Raw genomic sequence first — 25118 nt, 5'->3', positions numbered from 1 at the left:
GGTACTGCTCGGCCCAGTCGCCGCCGGTGGGGTAGGTGGCGCCGTCGGGCTTGACCCAGCCGGTGGGGGCCAGGAGCTTCTCGGCGGCGGGGTCGACGACTTCGGCCCAGGTGGAGAAGAGGCGGACGTGCGACCAGTCGCGCACCGCGTTGCCCGCGGACGGTCCGGCCTCCAGGACGAGCGGTTCGATGCCGCGCTCGATGAGGTGGGCGGCGGCGGCCAGGCCGATGGGGCCGGCGCCGATGACCACGGTCGGCAGGGCAGCGGGCGTGCTCTCGCTCATCACGTTCTCCAGGGCAGGCAGGGGACGCCGAACCATTGATTCGACGTCTATCGATATGTGAAAGCTTGCCGTGCGGCTTCGATGGATGTCAATATTGATGTATGTCGAATTTGAGTGTGGTGGAGGAGTTGTCGGTCCTGAACCAGTCGGACGAGGCGGTGGCGCCGTGTTGCCCGCCGATGACCGAGCGGCCCTTGAGTGCCGAGGAGGCGGAGCGGACCGCGAAGATGTTCAAGGCGCTCGGCGATCCGGTGCGGCTGCGACTGTTCTCCGCTGTCGCCTCGCACGAGGGCGGTGAGGCGTGCGTGTGCGACATCTCCGATGTCGGTGTCTCGCAGCCGACCGTCTCGCACCACCTGAAGAAGCTCAAGGACGCCGGCCTGCTGGCCTCGGAGCGGCGCGGCACCTGGGTGTACTACCGCATCGAGCCGAGCGTTCTGGCCGCGATGGGTCAGCTGCTCACCACGGCGGCCCGCTGACCCTCCCTGGTCCCGTGCGCGCAAGCGGCCGGGGTGCTCCCTGATGGGGGTGCCTCGGCCGCTTCTTGGTGTGTCGGTGCAAGTCAGGTAGTGCGAAACTTACGCCGCCAGGCCAGCGACACATAGACCAGTGCCACCAGTACCGGCACCTCGATGAGTGGGCCGACGACGCCGGACAGGGCCTGTCCGGAGGTGACGCCGAAGGTGGCGATGGCTACCGCGATGGCCAGCTCGAAGTTGTTGCCCGCCGCGGTGAAGGCGAGCGTCGCGGTCCGGTCGTACGCGAGGCCGATCGCCTTGCCGAGTGCGAAGGTCCCGAACCACATCACGGCGAAGTAGACCAGCAGTGGCAGCGCGATTCGTGCGACGTCCAGCGGCTGCGAGGTGATCGTCTTGCCCTGCAGGGCGAAGAGGATGACGATCGTGAACAGCAACCCGTACAACGCCCAAGGCCCGATCTTCGGAAGGAAGTTGGCCTCGTAGCCCTCGCGGCCCAGCTTCTGCTCGCCGATGCGGCGGGTCAGGAACCCGGCCAGCAACGGGACGCCGAGGAAGATGACGACGTTCAGTGCGATCTTCCACATCGAGATGTCCAGGTGCTCGCCGTCCCCCAGGCCGAGCCAGCCGGGCAGCAGGTCGAGGTAGAACCAGCCGAGCAGGCCGAACGCCAGGACCTGGAACACCGAGTTGAGTGCCACCAGGACGGCGGCGGCCTCGCGGTCGCCGCAGGCCAGGTCGTTCCAGATGATGACCATGGCGATGCAGCGAGCGAGCCCGACGATGATCAACCCGGTGCGGTACTCGGGCAGTTCCGCCAGGAAGATCCACGCCAGCGTGAACATCACCGCCGGGCCGACGACCCAGTTGATGACCAGTGACGATGCCATCAGCCTGCGGTCGCCGGTGACCGCGTCGAGCTTGTCGTAGCGGACCTTGGCAAGCACCGGATACATCATCACCAGCAGGCCGACGGCGATCGGCAGGGAGATCCTGCCGATCTCCACCTTCGCGAGCGCGTCGTTCAGGCCGGGGATCAGGCGCCCGAGACCGAGGCCGACGGCCATGGCGAGCAGGATCCACACGGCGAGGAAGCGGTCCAGGGTGGAGAGCTTGGCGACGACGCCCGCCTCCTCGCCGCTCGCTCTGCCGGTCGTGGCGGGTTCGGCCGACGTCATCAGCAGGCCCGCTTCCGGCCGGTCTCGATCGTCTCCCGCGCGGAGGTGGCCAGTTCCCCGAAGGAGACGGCTAGGGCGTCGATGACCTCGGGCTTCAGCTTGTAGTAGATGAACCGGCCGCACGGCTCGGTGTCCACCACACCCGCCTCTCGCAGCACCTTCATGTGGTTGGAGAGGTTGGTCTGCTTGGCGCCGGTCTCGGCGACCAAGTGCGTGGTGCACAGCGTCTCGTGGGCGAGCAGGGTCACGATCTTCAGCCTGAGCGGATCGGCGAGCACCCGCAATAGTTCAGTGTCGACTGACGTCAGCATGGGCTGATAATGTCACATCATTAGGGGCTGACACCAGTCCAGGCTGAACAATGAGCCCGTCACTGAACCGTGGAGCCCGTCGAGGGGGTCACCATGACCGCACCCACCCCGCGCGTCCTGCCCGAAGGCCGCCTCACCGCAGGCGCCGCCCGCCTGGCCGCTCGGTACTCCGGACACTTCTCAGTCGAGACGGTCCAGGCGCTGATCGCCGACTCCTACTCACTGCTCGCCGCCACCGCCCGCGTCCACGCGCACCTGTCGGTACTCGCCGAGCGCCTGACGGCCGAGCGTCTCGACGCCCTCGTGCACTTCCACAAGAGGCTCGGCAACAGCCCGCCCCGTGTGCTGATCGTCTGCAGCCGCAACGCCGGACGCTCCCAGCTCGCCGCCGCCCTCCTCGCTCACCGTGCAGCCGACCTGGTCCAGGTCTCCTCCGCAGGCACCGCACCGGCCGTCGACGTCGAGCCCTTCGTGGCCCAGGTCCTCACCGAAGCCGGCGTCGACCTCGCCGATGCCTTCCCCAAACCGCTGACGAACGAGGTCGTCCGGGCCGCCGACATCGTGGTCACCATGGGCTGCGGCGACGCCTGCCCCGTCGTACCCGGCCGCCGCTATTTAGATTGGCCCATCCCCGACCCCGAGGGCGCCCCGATCGCGGTCGTACGCGACATCCGCGACGCGATCGACGCCCACATCACGGACCTGCTCGCCTCCCTGCCCGGCACCTGAACCCCCCTCGCCCAGCTGTTGATCCACTGCCTGAAGGAAGAACTGATGCCCACCACCCCTGCCGCGTCTGTGCTGTTCGTCTGCGTGCACAACGCCGGACGCTCGCAGATGGCCGCCGGATTCCTCACCCACCTCGCGGGCGACCGCGTCGAGGTCCGCTCCGCCGGCTCGCTGCCCGCCGACCGGGTCAACCCGGCCGCCGTCGCAGCGATGAAGGAGATCGGCATCGACATCGCCGACCAGAGGCCGAAGGTCCTCACCACCGAAGCCGTCCAGGCATCCGACTACGTCATCACCATGGGTTGCGGCGACGCCTGCCCGATCTTCCCCGGCAAGAAGTACCTCGACTGGCAGCTCGAAGACCCTGCCGGGCAGGGGGTCGAGTCCGTACGTCCGATCCGCGACGAGATCCGCGCCCTGATCGAGGCACTGATTGCGGAGATCGACGCGAAGCTGTAGGCGCGAGCGCCGATACCGCCGAGCGGGCCGCCCTGCTGTCCGGCCGCGACGACGAGTTCGCCGCCCGTACGAAGCTGATGCCCTGCGCCCGCCACGGCAGGGCGTACGTCTTCCGTGGGCGTCGCACGCCTTGCCGGGGTCTTCTCGGGGGCGGTGTCCACCGTCCTCAACCAGCCCGACCGTGCCCCGGCGACGGCCAAGCAAGCACCGAGGCCACCGTGCGACGGCAGTTCATATATCGTCTGCCGATATCGGAGGCCGTAAGGCATACGGCCGGGCCGCGAGGAGTGAGTCCATGAGCAAGCCGTCGACCGCCGCCGGGATGCCGGACGAGTTGCAGCGGCGGCTGGGGGTGTCCGACGCGGTGGTGATCGGTCTGGGGTCGATGATCGGCGCGGGGATCTTCGCCGCGCTCGCCCCGGCCGCCGGGGCGGCAGGCTCCGGACTGCTGCTCGGCCTGGCCCTGGCTGCGGTGGTGGCGTACTGCAACGCGACATCCTCGGCCCGGCTTGCGGCCCGGTATCCGGCCTCGGGCGGCACCTATGTCTACGGTCGTGAGCGGCTGGGCGACTTCTGGGGCTACCTGGCCGGGTGGGCCTTCGTGGTCGGCAAGACCGCCTCCTGCGCGGCGATGGCCCTCACGGTCGGCGCGTACGTATGGCCCGGCCAGGCGCACGCGGTGGCGGTGGCCGCGGTGGTGGCGCTGACCGTCGTGAACTATGCCGGGGTGCAGAAGTCCGCGCTGCTGACCCGTGCGATCGTCGCCGTGGTCCTGGCGGTGCTGGCTGCCGTGGTGGTCGCCGCCGCCAGCTCCGGGGCGGCGGATGCGGCCCGGCTCGACATCGGGGACGATGCCGGCGTCGGCGGCGTGCTGCAGGCGGCGGGCCTGCTGTTCTTCGCGTTCGCCGGGTACGCGCGTATCGCGACGCTCGGTGAGGAGGTTCGCGACCCCGCGCGGACCATTCCCCGGGCCATCCCGATCGCGCTGGGCATCACCCTGGTCGTCTACGCCGTCGTCGCGGTCACCGTCCTCTCGGTGCTCGGCCCTGCTCGGCTGGCGGATGCGACCGCGCCGCTGTCGGACGCCGTACGGGCCGCCGGCGCGGGCTGGCTGGCACCCGTCGTGCGCGTCGGCGCCGCCGTGGCCGCGCTCGGCTCGCTGCTGGCGCTGATCCTCGGCGTCTCGCGCACCACGCTGGCGATGGCCCGTGACCGGCACCTGCCGCACGCCCTGGCTGCCGTCCACCCGAAGTTCAAGGTCCCCCACCGGGCCGAGCTGCTCGTGGGCGCGGTGGTGGCGGTGCTCGCCGCGACGGCGGACGTACGCGGGGCGATCGGCTTCTCGTCCTTCGGAGTCCTTGCCTACTACGCGGTCGCCAACGCCTCCGCCTGGACCCTCACACCGCAGGAGGGCCGCCCGCCGCGCCTGATCCCGGTGGTGGGGTTCGCGGGCTGTCTGCTGCTGGCCTTCACGCTGCCGCTCTCCTCGGTGATCTCCGGGGCGGCCGTGCTGACCGCGGGGGCCGCCGCGTACGGCATCCGCCGCGCGCTCGCCTCCCGCAACGTGACGTAGCCACAGCAGCGACGCGCCCCTGCGCAGGGCGGCGAAATACCGTCGGTGCCCTTCTGCCTCGCGGGACGATATCGGTGACCGATGCGCGTTTCGACGGCAGAGGGGCAGCCCACATGACTCAGCTCAAGACCTGGCAGGCGAAGCTCACCTCAACCAGCGCACCCGCGGCGGTGGTCCTCATCCGCCTGTACGTCGGGGCGGTCTTCCTCTTCGAGGGCATCCAGAAGTTCCTCTATCCCGACCAGCTCGGCACCGGCCGGTTCGACAAGGCCGGCATCCCCGCCCCCGGGTTCTTCGCCCCGCTGGACGGCGTCTTCGAGATCGCCTGCGGGGCGCTGATCCTCGGCGGTCTGCTCACCCGCCTCGCCGCCGTCCCGATGATCGTCAACATGCTCGGCGCGCTGCTCATCACCAAGCTGCCGATCTTGTGGGGCGACGCCCCGCTGTTCGACGGCGAGTCGGGCTGGTGGGAGTTCATCCACGAATCCCGCACCGATCTGGCGCAGTTGTGCGGAAGCCTCTTCCTGCTGCTCGTCGGGGCGGGTGCGTACTCCGTGGATGCCCGCCTGGCCCGGTACACCCGGCGGGATGCCGCGACCCGGCCCTGAGCAGGGGGTGGTGTCAGGGTGCTTCGTCGCCGAGGACCTCGCGGGCCAGTTCCTTGAGCGCCTTGCGGTCCTCGGCGAGGGCCTTCTTCCCGGCGTCGGTGGCCGTGTAGACGCGCCGGGTGCGGCCGTCGACCACCCGCTGCTCGGAGAGGAGAAGACCGTCCGCCTCCAGGCGGTGCAGCGTCGGGTACAGGGTGCCAGGGCTGATCTGGTAGCCGTGGGAGGCCAGTTCCTCGGTCATCCACGCGCCGTGGATCTCCTGTTCGGCCGCGTGATGCAGGATGTGCAGCCGCACCGCGCCCCGCTGGAACTCCCGCACCTCAACGCACCTCCCCGCCCCGCCGGGCAGTGACGAAACCGATATCGAGTATCGAGTCTACGTCTGCACGCCCCGCTTCTCGTTCCGCTCGCCGCGGCCGGCAACTCTGCGGTTGAGTGCGGCTACCCGGCGCCCGGTCAGCCGGTCGGCGCGTCCTCCGGTGCGGCGGTAGCGAGCCAGAGCCAGCCCACCGAGGACGGTGCTGATCAGTCCCACGAGCAGGGCCACGAAGGCCCCGCCTCGCCCGTTTCCGGTGCCGATGCCACTGTCGGAGGTGGCCACGACCAGAGCACCGAGGGCCATGGAGATCAGTCCCGCCACCAGGGTCACGGTGGCCCCGAGTTGCCCGGAGACGGCACCGAAACGACCGGTGGGGCGTGCCAGCGCCAGCCCACCGACGACCACGCCGACCAGCCCCAACAGAGCACCGGTGCCGGCCCCGAGCCGCCCGGCACTCATGGCGAGGACGCCGGCGGCCACCGGCTGGACCGCGACGTGCGCGGCCTCGGGGGCGGCAAGCACGAACTGGACTGACATGAGGTGCTCTTCTCGTACGACGGGATGTCGCCCGAGCATGTCCGCCGGACCCTCCGCCGGTCGTCCGGCGGGCGCAGGCAATTCGCCCTGCCACGGCAGCCGCAGCCGACTGCTGCGGACGCGGCAGGCGGCGCGAAGGTACTGCGTGCGCGGTAGTCGACCGCTCGTGCGGGAGCGGGACTCGCCCGCTGCGAGGCCCGGCTAGGGTGCGCGCATGAGCGCAGGACGGTTCGGTGTTCCGGCCGGTGTCAGAGATGGGGCGATCGCCGTCTGCGTGGCGGCGACGCTGCTGGTCACCGGGCTGTCCGGACAGCGCCCCACCACGAGCCTCGATCTGCTCGGCTGCGCGCTGCTCGTGGTCGGCGGTCTGGCGTTGGCCGCTGGTCGGCGGGCGCCGGTTCCCGTCCTGGCCGTCACCGGGCTGTGCGCGGTGGGCTATCAGGCCGCCGGTTTCGATGTGCCTGCCGTCGCTTTCCTGTTCGCGGTGTACGCCGTGGTGCGGGCGGGGCACCGCGTCATCGCGGTGGGGGCGTCCGTGGCCCTGCTGGCCGCTCTGCCGCTGGCGGCGCTGGTCTCGCTGCACGACATGGGCGAGGCGTACGCGCGGGCCCGGGGCGCTCTGGAGATCGCCTGGCTGATCGCCGCGGGTGCCGCAGGGGAGGCGCTGCGGCAGGCGGAGCGGCGGGCGGACGAGGCCGAGCGCACCCGGGAGGAGACCGCGCGACGCCGCGCCGACGAGGAGCGGCTGCACATCGCGCGGGAGCTGCACGATTCGCTCGTGCACCAGATCTCGATCATCAAGGTGCAGTCCGAAGTCGCCGTGCATGTGGCCCGCAGGCGTGGCGAACAGGTCTCGGAGGCCCTCCTCGCGATCCAGCAGGCCGGTCGCGAGGCGACCCGGGAACTGCGGGCGACACTGGGGGCGTTGCGCGACGACGACACGACCCCGCCACTCGGCCTCGACGACGTACCGGAAATGGTGGAACAGTTCCGCATGACCGGCCTGGACACGAGCCTGACGATCGAAGGACAGCAACACGACGTACCGGCCGCGGTGGGCCGGACCGTCTACCGGATCGTTCAGGAGTCGCTCACCAACATTGCCAGGCACGCCGCCGCGGCGACGGCATCGGTCCGGATCGACTGCCTTGCGGACGCCCTGACCATACGAGTCGATGACGACGGCAAGGCCACGCCGGACACTGCCCCGGTGGCCGGCGTCGGGCTGCTCGGGATGCGTGAACGCGTCACCGCCCTCGGCGGTCGCCTGCGCGCGGAACCGCGCGGCGAGGGCGGCTTCACCGTCCAGGCCGAACTTCCCCTGGACCGGGCGTCGTGATCCGTGTCCTGCTGGTCGACGACCAGCCGCTCATCCGCAGCGGATTCCGCGCGCTGCTCGACCTCGAAGACGACATCGAGGTGGTGGCCGAGGCCGCCGATGGGCAGGAGGGACTGGCTCTGGCCAGGGAACATCTCCCCGATGTCGCGCTCATCGACATCCAGATGCCGGTCGTCGACGGCATCGAGGCGACCCGGCTCATCGCCGCGGACCCGGCCTTGGCCGCGACGCACGTCGTCGTCCTGACCAACTACGGATTCGACGAGTACGTCTTCAACGCACTGCGGGCCGGCGCCGCCGGGTTCCTCGTCAAGGACATCGTGCCGGAAGACCTCCTGCACGCCGTACGCGTCGCCGCCCGTGGCGACGCCCTGCTCGCCCCCTCCATCACCCGCAAGCTGATCAACCGGTACGTCACCCAGCCCCTCCACCCGGGCGCCGACACCGGGTTGGAAGGGCTGACCAACCGCGAGCGCGAGGCCGTCGCCCTGGTCGCGCAGGGCCTGTCCAACGACCAGATCGCCGATCACATGGTGATCAGCCCACTGACCGCGAAGACCCACATCAACCGGGCCATGGCCAAAGTCCACGCGCGCGACCGCGCCCAACTCGTTGTCCTCGCCTATGAATCCGGCCTGGTAGCCCCACGCAACTGCTGACGCCCGCCGCAGTCCAGTGAGCGGCAGGGGCCGGAGCACGGGCCGTGTGGGGGTGAGGTCAGCGGCGCGCGGCCTGTCGCACCAAGTGGTCGGTGATGCGGCGCGCGGCACATGCGGATCCCGCGACGAAGCGCAGCATCGGCCCGAACACCGGAGCCGCCAGCGAGCCGGTGAAGTACAGCCCCGGCACCGTCGACTCGAAGGCTCCGGACAACTGAGGCGCCCCCGCCCCCGGCACGCACCCGACCTCGCGGCGCAGGGCTGGCGGGAGGAATGGGACGGTGCCCAGGTCGAGGCGGTAGCCGGTGGCGGCAAGCACATGGTCGACAGCGAGCCGAGCCGGACCGGCCCCCTCACCCGAAAGACTCAACTCCACCGCGGAGCCCACCGCCTGGGCGTGGGCGATACGCCGGGAGGTGTGGACGCGGACAACACCTTCGACCCGCTCGCGCAGCCACCAGCCGCCCGAAGGCCCCAGCGCGCGGCGGAACAGCAGCAGCCGCGCAGATGCGGGCAACAGCCGCACCGCGCCCGGAGCCCGGCACACCCCGGCCAGCACCCAGCCGGTGCCCAGCGGGGAGGCGGGCTGGGCCAGCCGCCGGAGCAGGGGCCGCTCAAGCTGCGGACGCACGCCCCAGCGCACCTGCGGGGCCCGCACCACGACATCGACCTCGGCGTCGGCCTCGCGCAGCAGTGCGGCACTCTCCAGCGCCGACTGCCCGCCCCCGACCACGGTGACTCGGCGCCCAGCGTACCGGGAGAGGTCGGTGTGCTGACTGGTGTGCGACAGCGCGGCATCCGGCGCGGGCCCATCGGGCACCAAGTGCCGCAGCTCGCCAGGGACATGGGCCAACGCGCCCAGCCCGGTGGCCACCACCACTGCCGCCGCCTGGACCTCCTCACCGCCTTCGAGCTGGACCGCGAAACCCTCCCCGTCCCGGAACACGCTGGTCACCCGCGCCGACTCGATGTCGCCGACGTACCGCCGGCGAACCACATCCCGTACCGCACGAACACCTCGCACGGGATCGGCGTCAGCTCGGTCAACTCCGGCTCACCCGCCTGACGGCAGAAGTCCCCAAGGCCGCCCCCCGGCACCGGAGCGGACAGGTCCGTCGCCGCCGGGGCCGACTTCAAGAACATGCCGGTGGCCATCGCATGCCGCCAGCTGCCCATCACCTCACCGAAGACCCGCACGGCAAGGCCCGCGGCACGCAGATGCGCCGCCACCGACAGCCCGTAGGGCCCGGCCCCGATCACCACCACCGGGGCACCCCGCCGCCCGGATACGCCCTGCGCCCGGGCGCGACGCGTCCCTGGAAACGACTGTGTCATGCATCCCCCCACGCCGACCAGCACACGCCCCTCCCCAGGACGCGCGGCACTGCGGTCCGCGTCCGGCTCGGCCGCCACGCGCACCGCTCTCCCTGCTCTGCCAGTGTGACCCGCTCAGCGCTATCGGGTTGCGATATCGACATACGTTGTCCAAAACGCTCCAGATCGCACATCCCGTGAACACGCCGCACGCCGGGCATCGAGCCCAACCTGCCTGTGGGCAAGCAGAGTTCAGGCGCGGTCACCATGAGGAAGGACATGAGAAGCACACCCGGTCAGGCCGCCGAGTCCAGGTCGGCACCACGGGCCGGCCGGGCGGTGAATGCCTGGTTCGCCTGGGGGACCGGGAGGGGGCCGAGCGGCTTGCCCAGCAGGCTTCCGACGCTGGCAACGCCGATGCCTTGGCCTCGATTGTCGAACTGCGCATGGTGGCGGGGGCCCGGGATATGGAAGGGGAGCGGGAAGGGGCCGAGCGGCTCCTGCAGGAGGGGACCGAGGGGCACCTGCGGCGGGCTGCCGACGCCGGTAACACATTCGCCCTGGTCTTACTCGCCGAACTGCTGAACATGGCCGGGGACCGGATCGGGGCCGAACAAGTCGCCCAGCAAGCCGCCCACACCGGCAACACCGACGCCCTGTTGCTGCTTGCCCGGATGCGGGAGGAGGTCGGAGATCGGGAGGGGGCCGAGCGGCTCCTGCGGCGGGCCGCCGACGCCGGCAACGAGGAGGCCGTGGGCCTACTCTGCGAACTGTGGGAGAAGGCCGGGGATTGGGAGGGGGCCGAGCGGATCGCCCGGGAGGCTGCCGACGCCGGCAACACCAGTGCCCTGGCCCGGCTCGCCGATATGCGGAAGATTGGCGGGACGGATGGAGATGGACTGTGGACTTATGGGCTCGACCCCGATGGCACGCCATCCACCCCTTGGTGACCACTCACCCACTTGAACGCTAACGCGACCTACAAGCTGCCATGGCGGGATCCCAAACAGGCAGTAAGGCACCACAAAGCAGTCCGGCAAAGCCCTGACTTGGGGTGACTTGAGTTGGATGAGACAGAGTGCCAGTCGCCTGCCTTCGATGAGACGGCGACTGGGTTTGATGGCAACGGACAGCGGCCCGCCTATCCGCATCCCGATCGGCGCCGGGGGAGAGAAGGGCAACCGACGGAATTGACTGACCTGCAGGAACGTGGCTTCCGCCAGGCGTCGATCCCGCGCAGCTGTGTCCGCGATCCCGGGTGATGACCGCTGACGGGAGCCAGCTGCGGTGCGAGCGCAGGCAGAGCCGTGATGCCCGGCCGACCGTCGACCGCGTTTCGTCACCTGGGCAGGCCCATTCCGTCGGTGGCGCCCTTCTCCCACGTGGGCACGAGACGGCTACGACACCTCACCGCGAGCGGGAATCGGATCGCCACGACCGGAGTTGGTGAGGGAAGTCAGCCGTTTTAGGAGGGGTCATGCGAGCGATTCAGGTTTCCGAAGTGGGCGGTCCCGAGGTGCTGCGACTGGTCGACATCGATCAACCGATGCCGGGCCCGGGCCAGGCGGTCGTGGAGGTCGCCGCGTCCGGCGTCAACTTCCTCGACGTATACCACCGCGAAGGCCGGTACACCCTCCCGCTGCCCTTCACCCCGGGCACTGAGGGCGCGGGCACGGTCCTCGAGGTCGGACCCGGCGTCACCCACGTCGCTGTGGGAGACCGGGTCGGCTGGGTGGAGATTCCCGGCACCTACGCCGAGCAGGCCGTCGTGGACTCCTCCCGGCTCGTGCCCCTGCCCGACGGCGTCGACTTCGAGGCTGCCGCCGCCGTGCTGCTGCAGGGCATGACGGCGCACTACCTCATCAAGGACGCCTACCCGGTCCAGCCCGGCGACACAGTGCTCGTGCACGCTGCCGCCGGCGGCATGGGGCTTGTGCTGACCCAGCTCATCACTCATCTCGGCGGCAGAGTGATCGGCACCACCTCGACACCGGAGAAGGCCCAGCTGGCGCGGCGCGCCGGGGCCGCCGAGGTGATCCTCTACTCCGCGGTGGACGATCTCGCGGCCGAGGTGAAGCGGCTCCATGGCGGCCAGGGCCTGCCTGTCGTCTTCGACGGCGTCGGCAGGGACACCTTCGATGCGAGCCTCGCCAGCCTGCGAACCCGGGGCCACCTGGTGCTCTTCGGCGCCGCGAGTGGTGCAGTGCCGCCCTTCGACCCCATCCGGCTCGCCCAGGGCGGTTCGCTGACCCTGATCCGGCCAAGCCTCGGGCACTTCATCGCCGATCGGTCCGAGCTGCTCCGCCGCGCCGCCGACGTACTTGAATGGGTGCGCACCAAGGCGCTTGAGACCACCGTGACGGCCCGCTACCCGCTCGCCGAGGTCGCCCAAGCTCACCGCGATCTGGAGGCTCGGCGTACCACCGGCAAGCTACTCGTCATCCCCTAGGGCCACCGACGGAATTGACTGACCTGCAGGAACGTGGCTTCCGCCAGGCATCGATCCCGCGCAGCTGTGTCCGCGATCCCGGGTGATGACCGCTGACGGGAGCCGGCTGCGGTGCGAGCGCAGGCAGAGCCGTGATGCCCGGCCGACCGTCGACCGCGTTTCGTCACCTGGGCAGGCCCATTCCGTCGGTGGCACGAGAATGCCTCGGGTGCAGTCCTGCTGGATGTGCCGCGGTCGGGTATCTCGTGGACCGGGGCCTCGGGCTCTTCGCCGCGGTCGGTACCGTCAGTGACGGTTCGCTGCGACAGGGGGAGGGCGAGGTGAGCCGCGCAGGAGGCGTCGAACGACGGGCGGCGGGGCGACGACACGCTCTCCAGCGCAGCGCATTCTCCCCAGATTCTCCCCAGGGGGTCAGGAGTGGCCTTACCGAGCCTTCGCGTGCGCGAAGTTGATCATTGGGTTGGAGTCCGCGGCTACAGCCAGTCCCGCTTCTTGAAGATGAAGTACAGACTCACGCACACCACCGCCATCAGCAGAATCGCGAACGGATACCCCGCCGCCCACTTCAGCTCGGGCATGGTCTCGAAGTTCATGCCGTAGATCGTTCCCACCAGTGTGGGAGCAAACAGAATGGCCGCCCACGACGAGATCTTCTTGATCTCCTCGTTCTGTTCGAAGCCCGCCTCGGCCAGGGCCCGCATCTCCGCGTTCTGTTGCTGTGTGACCAGCGTGGCATTGACGGTGAGGATGTCGGTGAGGGCCTGGCGGAAGCCGTCCACGCGTTCGCTGGTGTGGGTGACGTGGTCGGCTACGTCGCGGAGGTAGCGCTGGAGTTCCTCGTCCGTGCCGTACTTCGCGAAGCCCGCCATCAGGGCGTGCAGCATGCTCACCAGGGGGCGCGTCGCGCGCTGGAACTCGACGACCTCGCGGGAGAGTTCGTAGATGCGGCGGGAGACCGTCGGGTCGCCGCCGAAGACCTCCGTCTCGATCTCGTCGATGTCGTTCTGGACGCCGGACACGACGGGGGCGTAGCCGTCGACGACCGCGTCCAGGATCGCGTACAGGACCGCCTCCGGGCCGAGGCGCAGCAGTTCCGGGGTCTTCTCCATGCGGTGGCGTACCGCCGACAGGTCGGGGGCCGCGCCGTGCCGGACCGTGATGACGAAGTCCGCGCCGACGAACACGTGCAGCTCGCCGAAGTCGACCTCCTCGGGGGCGTCCAGGTAGCGGGCCGCCCGCAGCACGACGAACAGCGTCTCGCCGTACCGCTCCAGCTTGGGGCGCTGGTGGGCCTCCATCGCGTCCTCGACCGCCAGCTCGTGCAGGTCGAACTCGGCCGCCAGGGAGAGGAGTTCCTGCTCCGTCGGGCGGGCCAGGCCGATCCACGCCATGCCGTCGGGCTGGGCGCGCAGCTCGCGGAACGTGTCGGCGAGGGAGCCGGGGGAGGAGACGCGTACGCCGTCGCGGTACAGCGCCGCCTCCACGACGCTCGGGTCGGCCGCCGCCGTCTGCGCGGGGTCCCGTTCCGGGTGGTGGTTCGACGTGTCGGCGGGCGGCGGCGTGCCCTGCGTGGACTGGGAGGACGCCCGCCGCCACGCGTGCTTGCGCGGCTGCTGCGGGCGGTGAGGTCGTCGCTCCGGAGTCACCGGCAGCCCTTCCCGTGGTCGTCCGACTTCGGCCCGGCACGCGTGGATTCTGTCCCGGACATGCCCGGAGCAGGATATATGCGGCAGATGGCGTGGGTGTGACAGCCGTCGGGGGCAGTCGGTGCTCGTCGGTAGCCGTTGATGGCCGTCGGCGGGCGTGGTGGGTGGTGGCGGCGGGCGTCACGGGCGCGGCCGGAGTCGGCACGCGGCGGCGGGCAGAAGGTGGCGGACGGCGGGCGGCAGGTGGCAGGTGGTGGACGGCGGGCGGTAGGCGGTGGCGGGCGGTAGGCGGCACTCGTACGGCGCCCGCGGCGCGAGCAGGCGCGGTCGGCGCGCCCCTTGCGGACCGTATCTGTCCGCAAGCCCCGCTAGCGTGCGGAGCATGACGAAGACCCCGGCCGCCGCCCCCGTCCTCACCCGCCAGGCCCTCAACCGCGCCACCCTCGCCCGCCAGCTCCTCCTGGAGCGGGCCCCGATGGCCGGCGACGCGGCCCTCGCTCACCTCGTCGGGCTGCAGGCGCAGAACGTGAAGCCGCCGTACTACGCGCTCGCCGCGCGCCTCGCGGAGTTCGACCCGATGGAGCTGTCGGGTCTCATGGCGGAGCGCGCCGCGGTCCGTGCCGTCACCATGCGGTCCACCGTGCACACCCTCACCGCCGACGACCTCCTCACCCTGCGGCCCCTCACCCAGGCCGCCATCGACCGTGAGCTGCGGATGTTCCGGGGCGGTCTGACCGGCGTGGACCTGGACCGGCTCGCCGCCCTCGCCCGGGCGTACGTCGAGGAGGAGCCCCGCACCCCCGCCCAGATCCGCGCCGAACTGCTGCGCCACTGGCCCGACGCCGACCCGCAGTCCCTCGGCATCGCCGCCCGCGCCCGCCTTCCCCTCGTCCAGGTGACCCCGCGCGGCCTGTGGCGCCGCAGCGGGCAGGTCGCCCTCACCACCGCCGAGCACTGGCTCGGCCGCCCCCTCGCCGAGGACCCCGCGCCCGACGACACCGTCCTGCGCTACCTCGCCGCCTTCGGGCCCGCCTCCGTCAAGGACATGCAGGCCTGGGCCGGTCTGACCCGGCTCCGCGACGCCTTCGAGCGGCTGCGGCCCGGGCTCCGCACCTTCCGCGACGAGCACGGCGTCGAGCTGTTCGACCTGCCCGACGCGCCCCGCCCCGACCCCGAGACCCCGGCCCCGCCCCGCTTCCTGCCCGAGTTCGACAACCTCCTGCTGTCCCACGCCGACCGCACCCGCGTCGTGGCGCTCGCCCACAAGGACCGCACCTGGACCGGCAACCAGGCCCACTGCACCTTCCTGGTGGACGGGTACCTCGCCGGGCTCTGGCGCCTGGAGGAGGCCAAGGACGGCGCCGTGCGGCTCACCGTCGAGCCGTTCGGGAAGCTCACCAAGGCCCAGCGCGCGGAGGTCGCGGCGGAGGCGGAGCTGACGGCACGGCTCCTCGCGGCCGACGCCCCTTCGTACGACATCGGGTTCGGTGCCGTCGTGCAGAAGTGAGCGGGGGAGGAGGGAGGAGTGAGCCGGGGGAGGGCGGAGCGGCTGTCTCAGTCCGCTCTGCCCGTCAGGGCCACCGTCACCCCGAGGCCGATCATCGTGCAGCCGCCCGCCCCGCCGATCATCGCCAGCCTGCGGTCCGACCGCGCGAACCAGGTGCGCGCCGCCGACGCCGTCAGGCCCCACAGGGTGTCTGTGACCAGGCCGATGCCGATCGGAACCAGGCCGAGCAGCAGCATCTGCACGGGGACGTGGCCCGCCGCGTGGTCGACGAACTGCGGCAGCACCGCCGCCGCGAACACGATGCCCTTCGGGTTGGTCAGACCCACGAGGACGCCGTCGAGGACGGTGCGGACGTCACCGCGCGCGGGCCGCCCGCCCGCGCCCGCCGCGCCGATCGCCGCCGCCTTCATCGCCTTGCGGTGCCGGAACGCCTGTACGCCGAGGAACACGAGGTACGCCGCGCCCGCGAGCTTCACCGCCAGGAACACCGCGGCCGAGCGTTCAAGGACCGAGCCCAGGCCGAAGGAGACCGCCACGATCATGAGGTACGAGCCCGCGACATTGCCGAGGACCGTCGCCAAGGCGGTGCGGCGGCCGTGCGCCAGGGCGCGGCCCACCACGAACAGGACGCTCGGCCCCGGGATCACGATCACCAGCGCCGACATCGCGGCGAAGGCCAGGAACCTGTCGGTGGACACCATGCGGGCCTCATCCCCCTGCTGTGCGCCTGCCAGCGCGCGGGTGCCCTGTGGTCGTCCGCGTCGGGCGGCCCGCGGCGGACCGTGCCGGTCCTGCACGGTCGTGTACGCGTCATTGAACCCCGCGTAGCCCGGATCCGGCAGCGGAATCGGTACAGAGGGCGCCAATCCGCCAGGGCCCGCACGGCCCCCTTCGACCACTACGGCAGCACCCTGCCCTACGGCAGCGCTCTGCCCGACGACCGCACCCTGCCCTGAGGCAGCCCTCCGCCAACCACGGCAGCCCCCGTCCGCCCCGGCACCGCTACGGCAGCACCCCCGCCCGCCGCGCCGCCACCACCGCCTCCCACCGCGTGTGCGCGCCGAGCTTCCGCATCGCCGACCGCAGATAGCCCTTCACCGTCTCGGGGCGCAGGCCGAGGCGTTCGGCGGCCGCCGCGTTGGTGACGCCCCCGGCCACGCAGGCCAGCACGTCCAGTTCGCGCGGGGCGAGCCGGACGCCGGGGCCGGGGTCCGGCCTCGGGGAGTCGGCGGCCGCGTCCGTCAGCGTGCCGCACACCGCGAGCAGTTCCGCCCGCAGCGCGGGATCACCGATGCGCGCGGCCAGCGCGCGCAGTGCCCCGTGCGCCTCCCGCACGCGCTCCCACGCCGCGTCCCCGGAGCCGTACCCCCGCCCGGGCATCTCCGCGACCGCCTCCCGGGCCGCCGCCAGCATCGCGGCCGCCTCGTCCCGTACGACGAGGACCTGTTCGAGGTCCCGGGCCGCCGCCAAGGCCGCCGCGAGCGCCCGGTCGCCGAGGGGCTGCGCGGTGCGCAGGGCGCCGTACAGCAGGCCGCGCACCCGGCGGCGTACCACCAGCGGCACCGCGAGCACCGCCCGCAGGCCCTCCAACGCGACGGCGGTGTCGTACTCGTGGCTGATCTGCCGGGACGCGCCGTAGTCCGCGACGGCGCAGGGGCGGGCCAGGGCGACCGCCTTGCCGCCGAGGCCCGTGCCGACGTGGATCGCGAGGCCGTTCAGTGAGTGCGTGGCGGTGCCGCTGAGCTCGGCGATCCGTACCCGTGCGGTGCCGTCCGCGCCGGTCACGAGGCCGCCGAAGGCCACAGGAAGCCCCGTCCCGCGACGCAGCCGCAGCAGCGCGGCCCGCACGTCCGCCGCCTCGCCGCCGTCCGCAGCACTCACGCGCCCGCTCCCTCAGCTTTCGGCCCTGTGCCCCTGATGTCCACCGCATGTCCACCGCGATGTCCACCGACCTCGCGGGACACCACCCCCGTTCGGGGGTAGTGAGACCCGCATCACGAATTACACGATGGTACGGACGAGCGGCGTCAAGCGGAATGCGAGCGGAATGCGAGGGGTGCGGATGACGGCGACCGGAGCGGGTGGCGGCACGGAGGAGTTCCGTGCGGCGCGGGACTTCCTCCTGCGTCACCGGGAGGACTACCGGGCCGCGTACGAGGGTTTCGTCTGGCCCCGGCCCGCGCACTTCAACTGGGCCCTCGACTGGTTCGACGTCATCGCCGACGGCAACGACCGCACGGCGCTGCACATCGTCGAGGAGGACGGCGAGGAGACCCGCCTTTCGTTCGCGGAGCTGGCGCGGCGCTCCGCGCGGGCCGCCAACTGGCTGCGCGGGCTCGGCGTCCGCGCCGGGGACCGCATCGTCGTGATGCTGGGCAACCAGGCCGAGCTGTGGGAGGTCGCGCTCGCCGCGATGAAGCTGCGGGCCGTGGTGATCCCGGCGACGCCGCTGCTCGGCGCCGCCGACCTGCGCGACCGCATCGAGCGCGGCCGGGCCCGGCACGTGGTGGTGCGGGGCGAGGACGTCGCGAAGTTCGCGGACGTGCCGGGGGAGTACACCCGGATCGTGGTCGGCACCCAGGACGGCCGGGAAGCCACAGCGGTGGCCGCGTTCACCGAGGGTCCCGACGGCTGGATCCCCTACGACGGCGTCGACACCGCCCCCGTCGACTTCGCGCCCGACGGCGTCACCCGCGCCGACGACCCCCTGATGCTGTACTTCACCTCCGGCACCACCGCCCGGCCCAAGCTCGTCGAGCACACCCATGTGTCGTACCCCGTGGGCCACTTGGCGACGATGTACTGGATCGGCCTCAAGCCCGGCGACGTGCATCTGAACATCTCCTCGCCCGGCTGGGCCAAGCACGCCTGGTCGAACCTCTTCGCGCCGTGGAACGCGGAGGCGACCGTCTTCATCCACAACTACACGCGCTTCGACGCGGGCCGCCTCATGCGGGAGATGGACCGGGCGGCAGTCACCAGCTTCTGCGCGCCGCCCACCGTGTGGCGGATGCTCATCCAGGCCGACCTCACCCAGCTGCGGACGCCGCCGCGCGAGGTCGTCGCCGCGGGGGAGCCGCTGAACCCCGAGGTCATCGAGCAGGTGCGGCGCGACTGGGGCGTGACCATCCGGGACGGCTTCGGGCAGACCGAGACGGCCGTGCAGGTCGCCAACACCCCCGGCCAGGAGCTGCGCCCCGGCTCGATGGGACGCCCCACGCCCGGCTTCGCCGTCGAGCTGCTCGACCCGGTCACCGGGGCGCCGGGCGCCGCCGAGGGCGAGATCGCACTCGACCTGTCGGCGCGTCCCGTCGGCCTGATGACGGGCTACCACGGCGACCCGGAGCGCACCGCCGAGGCCATGGCGGACGGCTACTACCGCACCGGCGACATCGGCGCGCGGAGCGCCGACGGATATCTCACCTACGTCGGCCGGAGCGACGACGTCTTCAAGGCGTCCGACTACAAGATCTCCCCGTTCGAGCTGGAGAGCGCGCTCCTGGAGCACGAGGCGGTGGCCGAGGCGGCGGTCGTGCCCGCCCCGGATCCGGTACGTCTGGCCGTGCCGAAGGCGTACGTGGTGCTCGCCGAGGGCTATCAACCGGGCCCGGACACGGCCAAGTTGCTGTTCGAGCACTCCCGGTCGGTGCTCGCTCCCTACAAGCGGGTGCGCCGCCTGGAGTTCGGCGCGCTGCCCAAGACCGTGTCGGGCAAGATCCGCCGCATCGAGCTGCGGGAGGCGACGGCCAAGGGGTCCGGCGCCGAGTACCGCGAGGAGGACTTCCGGTGAGCGCGACGGTGAACGCCACGGGCGCGGACGGTGCCTCGGGTACGGGCGGCGTCTCGGGTACGGACGGTGCCTCGGGCACGGTCGGCGTCGCGGCGCTTTCGTACGCGCACGGCACCAGCAAGACCCCCCTCCTCGGCGACACCATCGGGCAGAACCTCGCCCGTGCCGTCGCCGCCTGGCCCGACCGTGACGCGCTCGTCGACGTCGCGGCCGGTGCCCGCTGGACGTACGCCGAATTCGGCGCTGCCGTAGAGGAGTTGGCGCTCGCTCTGATCGGCTCCGGGGTGGGCAAGGGCGACCGGGTCGGCATCTGGGCGGTCAGCTGCGCCGAGTGGGTGCTCGTGCAGTACGCCACGGCGCGCGTCGGCGCGATCATGGTGACCATCAACCCGGCGTACCGCGCGCACGAACTCGCCTACGTCCTCAAGCAGTCGGGCGTCTCGCTGCTCGTCGCCACCCGCGAGCACAAGACCAGCGACTACCGGGCGATGGTCGACGAGGTCCGGGGCGAGTGTCCGGACCTGCGGGCCGCGCACTACATCGCCGACCCGTCGTGGGACGCGCTCCTGGCCGCAGGTCAGTCCGTCGACCCCGCCGAACTCGCCGTGCGCGAGGCCGAGTTGAGCTGCGACGACCCGGTCAACATCCAGTACACCTCCGGCACCACGGGCTTCCCGAAGGGGGCCACGCTCTCCCACCACAACATCCTCAACAACGGATACTGGGTGGGGCGCACCATCGGCTACGGCGAGCAGGACCGGGTGTGCCTGCCCGTGCCCTTCTACCACTGCTTCGGCATGGTCATGGGCAACCTCGGCGCCACCTCGCACGGCGCCTGCGTCGTGATCCCCGCGCCGTCGTTCGACCCCGTGGCGACCCTGCACGCCGTCGAGCGCGAGCACTGCACCTCGCTGTACGGCGTGCCGACGATGTTCATCGCCGAGCTGAACCTCGCCGACTTCGCCACCTACGACCTGTCGTCGCTGCGCACCGGCATCATGGCCGGGTCGCCGTGCCCCGTCGAGGTCATGAAGCGGGTCGTCGCCGAGATGCACATGGCGGAGGTCTCCATCTGCTACGGCATGACCGAGACCTCGCCCGTCTCGCTCCAGACCCGCATGGACGACGACCTGGAGCGCCGCACCGGCACGGTGGGCCGGGTGCTGCCGCACATCGAGGTGAAGGTCGTCGACCCGGTGAGCGGGGTGACGCTGCCGCGCGGGGAGTCCGGTGAGCTGTGCACGCGCGGGTACAGCGTCATGCTCGGCTACTGGCAGGAGCCGGAGCGCACCGCCGAGGTCATCGACTCCGGGCGCTGGATGCACACGGGCGACCTCGCGGTGATGCGCGACGACGGGTACGTCCAGATCGTCGGGCGCATCAAGGACATGATCATCCGGGGTGGCGAGAACGTCTACCCGCGCGAGATCGAGGAGTTCCTGTACGCCCACCCGAAGATCGCGGACGTACAGGTCGTCGGGGTGCCGGACGAGCGGTACGGAGAGGTGCCGCTGGCCTGCGTCATCCTGCGCGACCCCGAGGAGACACTGACGCTGGAGGAACTGCACGGCTTCTGCGCGGGCAGGCTCGCCCACTACAAGGTCCCGGCGGGGCTGCGGATCCTGGAGGGCTTCCCGATGACGGTGTCGGGGAAGGTGCGGAAGGTGGAGCTGCGGGAGCGGTTCGGCTGAGCCGTCGTGAGACGCGGGCGTCCTGGGCCGGGTGCCGGGTGCTGGGCGGTGGGTGCGCCCCGGTCCGCGAGGTCAGGCGCCCGTCGCCGCCAGTTCGTCCGCCGCGCCGTTCAAGGGCTCCGGCGTGCCCGACAGGTCGATGCGGAACAGCGCCACGTCCAGCTCGTCGGCGCGGTCGCGGGCCGCGGGCGTGAAGTCGCACAGCGCGAAGCACACGCACGTCGCCGAGTGCGCCATGGCGGTGAGCCAGGCGCACTCGATGTCCCGCAGTGATGTCTCCCGCACGGCGGGCTCGACCTGCGCGAGCACACCGAGTGCCGCGAGCCGCGTGCCCGACGGCGGGCGCTCCTCGTAGGGTCCTGTCTCGCGCACGTCCTCGTAGCCGAGCCAGCGCAGATACAGCGCCGCCGTGGTCACCGCGTCCCCTGCGCTGCGGACGGGCAGGGGGCGGAAGGCGGGCCGGGGCGTGGGCGCGGTCCGCGGCAGCGGGATGTGGGACGGCGTGAGGGAGGGGTGGCTGCCCGCCTCGGGCTGCGCGGGGTCGCTGCCGCTGTGCGTCGCGGGCTCCTCGCCAGTGTGTGCCGCTGGCTCCTCGCCACCCTTCGCCGCTGGCTCGTCGCCACTGTTCGCTGAGGGTCCGCTCCCCTCGCCCCCGGCTGCCCCGTCTCCCTCGCCCGCCCCGTCTCCCTCGTACGACGCCACCGCCACCCGCAGCACCGTCCCGCACGCGCACCCCAGCTCCGGCCGCGGCCAGTCCGCCGTGCGCCCGCAGGCCGCGCACCGCACCGTCACCCAGGCGTCCGCGCCGGTCCGATGGGTGAGCGGAACGGCCGGGCCGTACCGGACGGGGGGCACGACGGGTTTGCCGCATACGCAGGGGAACGCCGGGGGAGCGTAGGCCTGTTCATGGCGGCACACCGGGCACCGCACCAGAACGCCGTCCTTCGCCATGGCCCTCACCGCCGTCCGTCCGCTCCGCCGCCCGTCCGCCGCCGAAGCTCCCCATCGTACGGAGCTCATCGTCGTACGGAAGGTGACCCCGCCGATACGCCATTTTGAGCTGGAGACGTGCCCCCGCCTGCCCCGCGTACCCCGGAATCCCTTGACGGCTCTGATGCACCCCCTTACATTGCTTCCATATAGCAGAACATAATTTCCGCAATGTGGAAGAAGCCGGAAGGCGGGCCACGGCGCGGAAGCAGCACCGGAAGGTACGGCTCATCGCGGGGCGCGACGGTGGCCGTGGCTTCGTCAGCCGAAGCAGGAGAACTCAATGGCTCGTATGACCGCTGCCCGCGCGGCAGTCGAGATCCTCAAGCGCGAGGGCGTCACCCACGCGTTCGGTGTGCCAGGGGCCGCGATCAACCCCTTCTACAAGGCGCTCAAGGAAGGCGGCGGCGTCGATCACACGCTCGCCCGCCACGTCGAGGGCGCCTCGCACATGGCCGAGGGGTACACCCGCACCCACCCGGGCAACATCGGTGTCTGCATCGGCACGTCGGGCCCGGCGGGCACCGACATGATCACCGGCCTCTACTCCGCGATCGGTGACTCGATCCCGATCCTGTGCATCACGGGCCAGGCGCCCACGAGCGTGATCCACAAGGAGGACTTCCAGGCCGTCGACATCGCCTCCATCGCGAAGCCGGTGACGAAGATGGCCGTCACGGTCCTGGAGGCCGCGCAGGTCCCCGGCGTCTTCCAGCAGGCCTTCCACCTGATGCGCTCCGGCCGTCCGGGCCCGGTCCTCATCGACCTGCCCATCGACGTCCAGCTCACCGAGATCGAGTTCGACCCGGAGACGTACCAGCCGCTGCCGGTCTACAAGCCCGCCGCGAGCCGCGCCCAGATCGAGAAGGCCATCGGCATGCTCGTGAACTCCGAGCGGCCGCTGATCGTCGCGGGCGGCGGCATCATCAACGCCGACGCCTGCGAACTCCTGCTGGAATTCGCCGAACTGACGGGCACTCCGGTCATCCCCACCCTCATGGGCTGGGGCGCCATCCCCGACGACCACGAGCTGAACGCGGGCATGGTCGGCCTGCAGACCTCGCACCGCTACGGCAACGCGACCTTCCTGGAGTCCGACTTCGTCCTCGGCATCGGCAACCGCTGGGCCAACCGCCACACCGGCTACAAGCTGGACGTGTACCGCGAGGGCCGGACGTTCGTGCACGTCGACATCGAGCCGACCCAGATCGGCAAGATCTTCGCGCCGGACTACGGCATCGCCTCCGACGCCAAGGCGGCCCTCGCGCTCTTCGTCGAGGTCGCCAAGGAGCTGAAGGCCGCGGGCGAGCTGCCCGACCGGGGTGCCTGGATCGCCCGGGGACAGGAGCACAAGTCCACGCTGCTTCGCCGCACGCACTTCGACGACATCCCGATCAAGCCGCAGCGCGTGTACGAGGAGATGAACAAGGCCTTCGGCCCGGAGACCCGGTACGTCTCCACCATCGGCCTCTCCCAGATCGCCGGCGCCCAGATGCTGCACGTCTACAAGCCGCGGCACTGGATCAACTGCGGCCAGGCGGGCCCGCTCGGCTGGACGATCCCGGCCGCCCTCGGCGTCGCCACGGCCGACCCGGACGCCCAGGTCGTCGCGCTCTCCGGCGACTACGACTTCCAGTTCATGATCGAGGAACTGGCCGTCGGCGCCCAGCACCGCATCCCCTACGTCCACGTCCTCGTGAACAACTCCTATCTGGGCCTGATCCGCCAGGCCCAGCTCGGCCTGGACATCAACTTCCAGGTCAACCTGGAGTTCGAGAACCTCAACTCCCCGGAGCTGGGCGTCTACGGCGTCGACCACGTCAAGGTCACCGAGGGCCTCGGCTGCAAGGCCATCCGCGTCACCGACCCGGCCGAGCTCGGCGCCGCCTTCGAGCAGGCCAAGAAGCTGGCACAGGAGTACCGGGTGCCGGTCGTCGTGGAGGCGATCCTGGAGCGCGTCACGAACATCTCCATGAGCCGCACGGCCGACATCAGCGATGTCACCGAGTTCGAGGAGATCGCCACGGAGCCGTGGCACGCGCCCAGCTCGATCAAGACGCTGAAGGCGTAGCGCGCGCGGCGCACCGGTCATCTGGTCGGAGGCGGACCGAGCGCTAAAGGTGAGGCCCTCGCCCCGGAGTTCGACTCCGGGGCGAGGGCCTCACCGCGTGCGCGGCGCCCCCGATGCGGCGTTCCGCGCCTCGTCCTCAATCTCCCCCGAGCTCTTAAGGGGCAGGGGGAACCCCGCGACGGGCTCTCTCCCACCCGCTCGAACTCGCACCGGCTGAGCAACAGCGCGACACCATCTGCCCCGCGATACCTCTCCGGCCCGCCCCGGCGACGATTCAGCCCGTCCGGCGTTTGAGGACGAGGCGCGGAGCGCCGATTCGGCGGAGGACTCTCCCACCCGAAGGGGGCACCCATCCCCGGGGGCCAGGGGCGGAGCCCGTGGTTTCGGAGAAGGGGTGGGACTGGGGCGCCCCGCGAGGGCCCGGCCGGTCAGGCCGACGGGCGGCGGCGTACGAAGTAGTGCACGGTCAGGGCCAGGACCAGCGGCCCCCACAGGCCGACCGGCAGGACGCAGGCCCGGAACAGGAACTCCCAGAAGGCGCTGTCGAACTCCCCGAAGGAGACGCCGAGGCCGAGGGCGCCGAGGGTGAAGGGCCCGAACAGGGCGGTCGCGCCGAGACCGCCGAGCGTCGCGGGCACCACCGCGACCCAGCGGTTCAGCGGCCGCCCGCCCAGCAGCGGGACCCAGTCCGGCACCACCTCGCCCCAGCCCCGCACGAGCCCGAAGGCCAGCAGGGCCAGTGCCTCCGTGAGCAGGCTCAGAGCGAAGATGTACGGCACCGAGATCCACAGGCTGCCGATGGACCCCGTGCCGGTGCCCATGTCGAACCCGAAGGCGAAGGGGAGCCGCCACACGCACTGGGCGAGCAGCACGAGGGGAATGACGTGGGCGACGCGCTCGGCCCACCGGGGGACGGGACGCTCGGTGCCGGTACGCGTGCGGGCGGCCGCAGCAGTGCCTGTGCCTGGGTCTGCGTCCATGCCCGTGCCCGGGGCCCAGCCCGCGTCGATGCCCGCGCCCGTGCCCGAGCCTGAGTCGATGCCCCACCCGGTGTCCCTGCCCTGGTCCGTGCCCGTGCCCGTGCGGATGGCGTCCTCGTGAACTGCGGTCGTCGTCATGACAGTTACTCTTCCGCCCGCGCGGGCGGAGATCGTCAGCCCGTGCGCCGGACCGTCTCCGCCGTGCGGGG

Annotated in this window: 25 protein-coding genes; 13 read left to right on the top strand and 12 right to left on the bottom strand. The window is 71.4% G+C overall.

The window, feature by feature from the left end; translation table 11 throughout:
* The coding region (locus ACZ6BG_RS37130; RefSeq protein ID WP_469010237.1) for an FAD-dependent oxidoreductase at positions 1-283 on the bottom strand (283 nt) is incomplete at its 3' end.
* 101 nt (positions 284-384) lie between these two features.
* On the opposite strand from ACZ6BG_RS37130, the gene ACZ6BG_RS37125 reads away from it, so the two are divergent.
* On the top strand, positions 385-762 hold the full coding sequence (locus ACZ6BG_RS37125; RefSeq protein ID WP_469010235.1) for an ArsR/SmtB family transcription factor: 378 nt from the start codon (positions 385-387) through the stop codon (positions 760-762).
* An 83-nt stretch (positions 763-845) separates the two neighbouring features.
* On the opposite strand, the gene arsB is transcribed toward ACZ6BG_RS37125, so the two are convergent.
* Both arsB and ACZ6BG_RS37115 read right to left on the bottom strand, forming a co-directional pair.
* Positions 846-1937, bottom strand: coding sequence for an ACR3 family arsenite efflux transporter (arsB, locus tag ACZ6BG_RS37120; protein ID WP_469010233.1), 1092 nt, complete (start codon positions 1935-1937; stop codon positions 846-848).
* Complete coding sequence (locus ACZ6BG_RS37115) at positions 1937-2248, bottom strand: ArsR/SmtB family transcription factor (protein ID WP_469010230.1); 312 nt, start codon at positions 2246-2248, stop codon at positions 1937-1939. The genes arsB and ACZ6BG_RS37115 overlap by 1 nt, the downstream gene beginning before the upstream one ends.
* A 93-nt stretch (positions 2249-2341) precedes the next feature.
* Here ACZ6BG_RS37115 and ACZ6BG_RS37110 point away from each other — a divergent pair, with 93 nt between their 5' ends.
* From ACZ6BG_RS37110 to ACZ6BG_RS37095, 4 genes are all read left to right on the top strand, one after another.
* Complete coding sequence (locus tag ACZ6BG_RS37110) at positions 2342-2977, top strand: arsenate-mycothiol transferase ArsC (protein WP_469010227.1); 636 nt, start codon at positions 2342-2344, stop codon at positions 2975-2977.
* A gap of 45 nt (positions 2978-3022) precedes the next feature.
* Positions 3023-3436, top strand: coding sequence for an arsenate reductase ArsC (locus tag ACZ6BG_RS37105; RefSeq protein ID WP_469010225.1), 414 nt, complete (start codon positions 3023-3025; stop codon positions 3434-3436).
* A gap of 295 nt (positions 3437-3731) precedes the next feature.
* The gene (locus ACZ6BG_RS37100; protein WP_469010221.1) at positions 3732-5009 is read left to right on the top strand and encodes an APC family permease; all 1278 of its coding nucleotides are present in this window, start codon (positions 3732-3734) and stop codon (positions 5007-5009) included.
* A gap of 113 nt (positions 5010-5122) precedes the next feature.
* Entirely contained in the window at positions 5123-5617 is a 495-nt protein-coding gene (locus tag ACZ6BG_RS37095) for a DoxX family protein (protein ID WP_469010218.1), read from the top strand.
* A 13-nt stretch (positions 5618-5630) separates the two neighbouring features.
* On the opposite strand, the gene ACZ6BG_RS37090 is transcribed toward ACZ6BG_RS37095, so the two are convergent.
* Positions 5631-5936, bottom strand: a complete 306-nt coding sequence (locus ACZ6BG_RS37090; RefSeq protein ID WP_469010216.1) for an Rv3488 family transcriptional regulator — start codon at positions 5934-5936, stop codon at positions 5631-5633.
* A 57-nt stretch (positions 5937-5993) separates the two neighbouring features.
* The gene (locus tag ACZ6BG_RS37085; RefSeq protein WP_469010214.1) at positions 5994-6473 is read right to left on the bottom strand and encodes a DUF6223 family protein; all 480 of its coding nucleotides are present in this window, start codon (positions 6471-6473) and stop codon (positions 5994-5996) included.
* Between the two features lie 214 nt (positions 6474-6687).
* On the opposite strand from ACZ6BG_RS37085, the gene ACZ6BG_RS37080 reads away from it, so the two are divergent.
* Both ACZ6BG_RS37080 and ACZ6BG_RS37075 read left to right on the top strand, forming a co-directional pair.
* Complete coding sequence (locus ACZ6BG_RS37080; protein WP_469010211.1) at positions 6688-7812, top strand: sensor histidine kinase; 1125 nt, start codon at positions 6688-6690, stop codon at positions 7810-7812.
* The gene (locus ACZ6BG_RS37075) at positions 7809-8471 is read left to right on the top strand and encodes a response regulator (protein ID WP_469010208.1); all 663 of its coding nucleotides are present in this window, start codon (positions 7809-7811) and stop codon (positions 8469-8471) included. The genes ACZ6BG_RS37080 and ACZ6BG_RS37075 overlap by 4 nt, the downstream gene beginning before the upstream one ends.
* 58 nt (positions 8472-8529) lie before the next feature.
* On the opposite strand, the gene ACZ6BG_RS37070 is transcribed toward ACZ6BG_RS37075, so the two are convergent.
* Together ACZ6BG_RS37070 and ACZ6BG_RS37065 are read right to left on the bottom strand one after the other, a co-directional pair.
* Complete coding sequence (locus tag ACZ6BG_RS37070; protein WP_469010206.1) at positions 8530-9468, bottom strand: FAD-dependent oxidoreductase; 939 nt, start codon at positions 9466-9468, stop codon at positions 8530-8532.
* A complete protein-coding gene (locus ACZ6BG_RS37065) occupies positions 9423-9737 on the bottom strand; it encodes a hypothetical protein (RefSeq protein ID WP_469010203.1) in 315 nt (104 codons plus the stop codon). The genes ACZ6BG_RS37070 and ACZ6BG_RS37065 overlap by 46 nt, the downstream gene beginning before the upstream one ends.
* Before the next feature lie 215 nt (positions 9738-9952).
* Between ACZ6BG_RS37065 and ACZ6BG_RS37060 the strand changes: the two genes are divergently transcribed.
* Positions 9953-10735, top strand: a complete 783-nt coding sequence (locus ACZ6BG_RS37060) for a tetratricopeptide repeat protein (protein WP_469010201.1) — start codon at positions 9953-9955, stop codon at positions 10733-10735.
* Positions 10736-11262: 527 nt separating this feature from the next.
* Positions 11263-12234, top strand: coding sequence for a quinone oxidoreductase family protein (locus tag ACZ6BG_RS37055; RefSeq protein WP_469010198.1), 972 nt, complete (start codon positions 11263-11265; stop codon positions 12232-12234).
* Between the two features lie 473 nt (positions 12235-12707).
* Here ACZ6BG_RS37055 and ACZ6BG_RS37050 read toward each other — a convergent pair whose 3' ends face one another.
* Complete coding sequence (locus ACZ6BG_RS37050; RefSeq protein WP_469010262.1) at positions 12708-13886, bottom strand: magnesium and cobalt transport protein CorA; 1179 nt, start codon at positions 13884-13886, stop codon at positions 12708-12710.
* A gap of 376 nt (positions 13887-14262) precedes the next feature.
* On the opposite strand from ACZ6BG_RS37050, the gene ACZ6BG_RS37045 reads away from it, so the two are divergent.
* Positions 14263-15387, top strand: a complete 1125-nt coding sequence (locus tag ACZ6BG_RS37045; protein WP_469010196.1) for a winged helix DNA-binding domain-containing protein — start codon at positions 14263-14265, stop codon at positions 15385-15387.
* A 47-nt stretch (positions 15388-15434) separates the two neighbouring features.
* Here ACZ6BG_RS37045 and ACZ6BG_RS37040 read toward each other — a convergent pair whose 3' ends face one another.
* Together ACZ6BG_RS37040 and ACZ6BG_RS37035 are read right to left on the bottom strand one after the other, a co-directional pair.
* Entirely contained in the window at positions 15435-16088 is a 654-nt protein-coding gene (locus ACZ6BG_RS37040) for a LysE family translocator (protein WP_469010194.1), read from the bottom strand.
* Positions 16089-16389: 301 nt separating this feature from the next.
* On the bottom strand, positions 16390-17268 hold the full coding sequence (locus ACZ6BG_RS37035; RefSeq protein ID WP_469010193.1) for a helix-turn-helix transcriptional regulator: 879 nt from the start codon (positions 17266-17268) through the stop codon (positions 16390-16392).
* A gap of 181 nt (positions 17269-17449) precedes the next feature.
* On the opposite strand from ACZ6BG_RS37035, the gene ACZ6BG_RS37030 reads away from it, so the two are divergent.
* Together ACZ6BG_RS37030 and ACZ6BG_RS37025 are read left to right on the top strand one after the other, a co-directional pair.
* Positions 17450-19177, top strand: coding sequence for an AMP-binding protein (locus ACZ6BG_RS37030; RefSeq protein WP_469010191.1), 1728 nt, complete (start codon positions 17450-17452; stop codon positions 19175-19177).
* Between the two features lie 143 nt (positions 19178-19320).
* Positions 19321-20868, top strand: coding sequence for an AMP-binding protein (locus ACZ6BG_RS37025; RefSeq protein ID WP_469010261.1), 1548 nt, complete (start codon positions 19321-19323; stop codon positions 20866-20868).
* Between the two features lie 72 nt (positions 20869-20940).
* On the opposite strand, the gene ACZ6BG_RS37020 is transcribed toward ACZ6BG_RS37025, so the two are convergent.
* Positions 20941-21723 carry a hypothetical protein gene (locus ACZ6BG_RS37020; RefSeq protein WP_469010189.1) on the bottom strand — a complete coding sequence of 261 codons (783 nt, stop codon included), beginning with the start codon at positions 21721-21723 and terminating at the stop codon, positions 20941-20943.
* A gap of 427 nt (positions 21724-22150) precedes the next feature.
* Here ACZ6BG_RS37020 and gcl point away from each other — a divergent pair, with 427 nt between their 5' ends.
* Complete coding sequence (gene gcl, locus ACZ6BG_RS37015) at positions 22151-23929, top strand: glyoxylate carboligase (protein ID WP_469010257.1); 1779 nt, start codon at positions 22151-22153, stop codon at positions 23927-23929.
* Between the two features lie 428 nt (positions 23930-24357).
* Here the strand turns inward: gcl and ACZ6BG_RS37010 are convergent, their stop codons facing one another.
* The gene (locus ACZ6BG_RS37010; RefSeq protein ID WP_469010187.1) at positions 24358-25047 is read right to left on the bottom strand and encodes a hypothetical protein; all 690 of its coding nucleotides are present in this window, start codon (positions 25045-25047) and stop codon (positions 24358-24360) included.
* Between the last annotated feature and the right edge of the window lie 71 nt (positions 25048-25118).

The sequence above is a fragment of the Streptomyces sp. NPDC041205 genome (assembly GCF_055591765.1).
The sequence above is the reverse complement of the archived record's forward strand: the minus strand, read 5'-3'. Positions and strand labels throughout refer to the sequence as shown.

What these genes read in the sequence shown, in the direction of transcription:
- ACZ6BG_RS37125 (WP_469010235.1), top strand. Translation starts at nt 385, where the DNA reads ATGTCGAATTTGAGTGTGGTGGAGGAGTTGTCGGTCCTGAACCAGTCG.
- arsB (WP_469010233.1), bottom strand. Translation starts at nt 1,937, where the DNA reads ATGACGTCGGCCGAACCCGCCACGACCGGCAGAGCGAGCGGCGAGGAG.
- ACZ6BG_RS37115 (WP_469010230.1), bottom strand. Translation starts at nt 2,248, where the DNA reads ATGCTGACGTCAGTCGACACTGAACTATTGCGGGTGCTCGCCGATCCG.
- ACZ6BG_RS37110 (WP_469010227.1), top strand. Translation starts at nt 2,342, where the DNA reads ATGACCGCACCCACCCCGCGCGTCCTGCCCGAAGGCCGCCTCACCGCA.
- ACZ6BG_RS37105 (WP_469010225.1), top strand. Translation starts at nt 3,023, where the DNA reads ATGCCCACCACCCCTGCCGCGTCTGTGCTGTTCGTCTGCGTGCACAAC.
- ACZ6BG_RS37100 (WP_469010221.1), top strand. Translation starts at nt 3,732, where the DNA reads ATGAGCAAGCCGTCGACCGCCGCCGGGATGCCGGACGAGTTGCAGCGG.
- ACZ6BG_RS37095 (WP_469010218.1), top strand. Translation starts at nt 5,123, where the DNA reads ATGACTCAGCTCAAGACCTGGCAGGCGAAGCTCACCTCAACCAGCGCA.
- ACZ6BG_RS37085 (WP_469010214.1), bottom strand. Translation starts at nt 6,473, where the DNA reads ATGTCAGTCCAGTTCGTGCTTGCCGCCCCCGAGGCCGCGCACGTCGCG.
- ACZ6BG_RS37080 (WP_469010211.1), top strand. Translation starts at nt 6,688, where the DNA reads ATGAGCGCAGGACGGTTCGGTGTTCCGGCCGGTGTCAGAGATGGGGCG.
- ACZ6BG_RS37055 (WP_469010198.1), top strand. Translation starts at nt 11,263, where the DNA reads ATGCGAGCGATTCAGGTTTCCGAAGTGGGCGGTCCCGAGGTGCTGCGA.
- ACZ6BG_RS37045 (WP_469010196.1), top strand. Translation starts at nt 14,263, where the DNA reads ATGACGAAGACCCCGGCCGCCGCCCCCGTCCTCACCCGCCAGGCCCTC.
- ACZ6BG_RS37040 (WP_469010194.1), bottom strand. Translation starts at nt 16,088, where the DNA reads ATGGTGTCCACCGACAGGTTCCTGGCCTTCGCCGCGATGTCGGCGCTG.
- ACZ6BG_RS37030 (WP_469010191.1), top strand. Translation starts at nt 17,450, where the DNA reads ATGACGGCGACCGGAGCGGGTGGCGGCACGGAGGAGTTCCGTGCGGCG.
- gcl (WP_469010257.1), top strand. Translation starts at nt 22,151, where the DNA reads ATGACCGCTGCCCGCGCGGCAGTCGAGATCCTCAAGCGCGAGGGCGTC.
- ACZ6BG_RS37010 (WP_469010187.1), bottom strand. Translation starts at nt 25,047, where the DNA reads ATGACGACGACCGCAGTTCACGAGGACGCCATCCGCACGGGCACGGGC.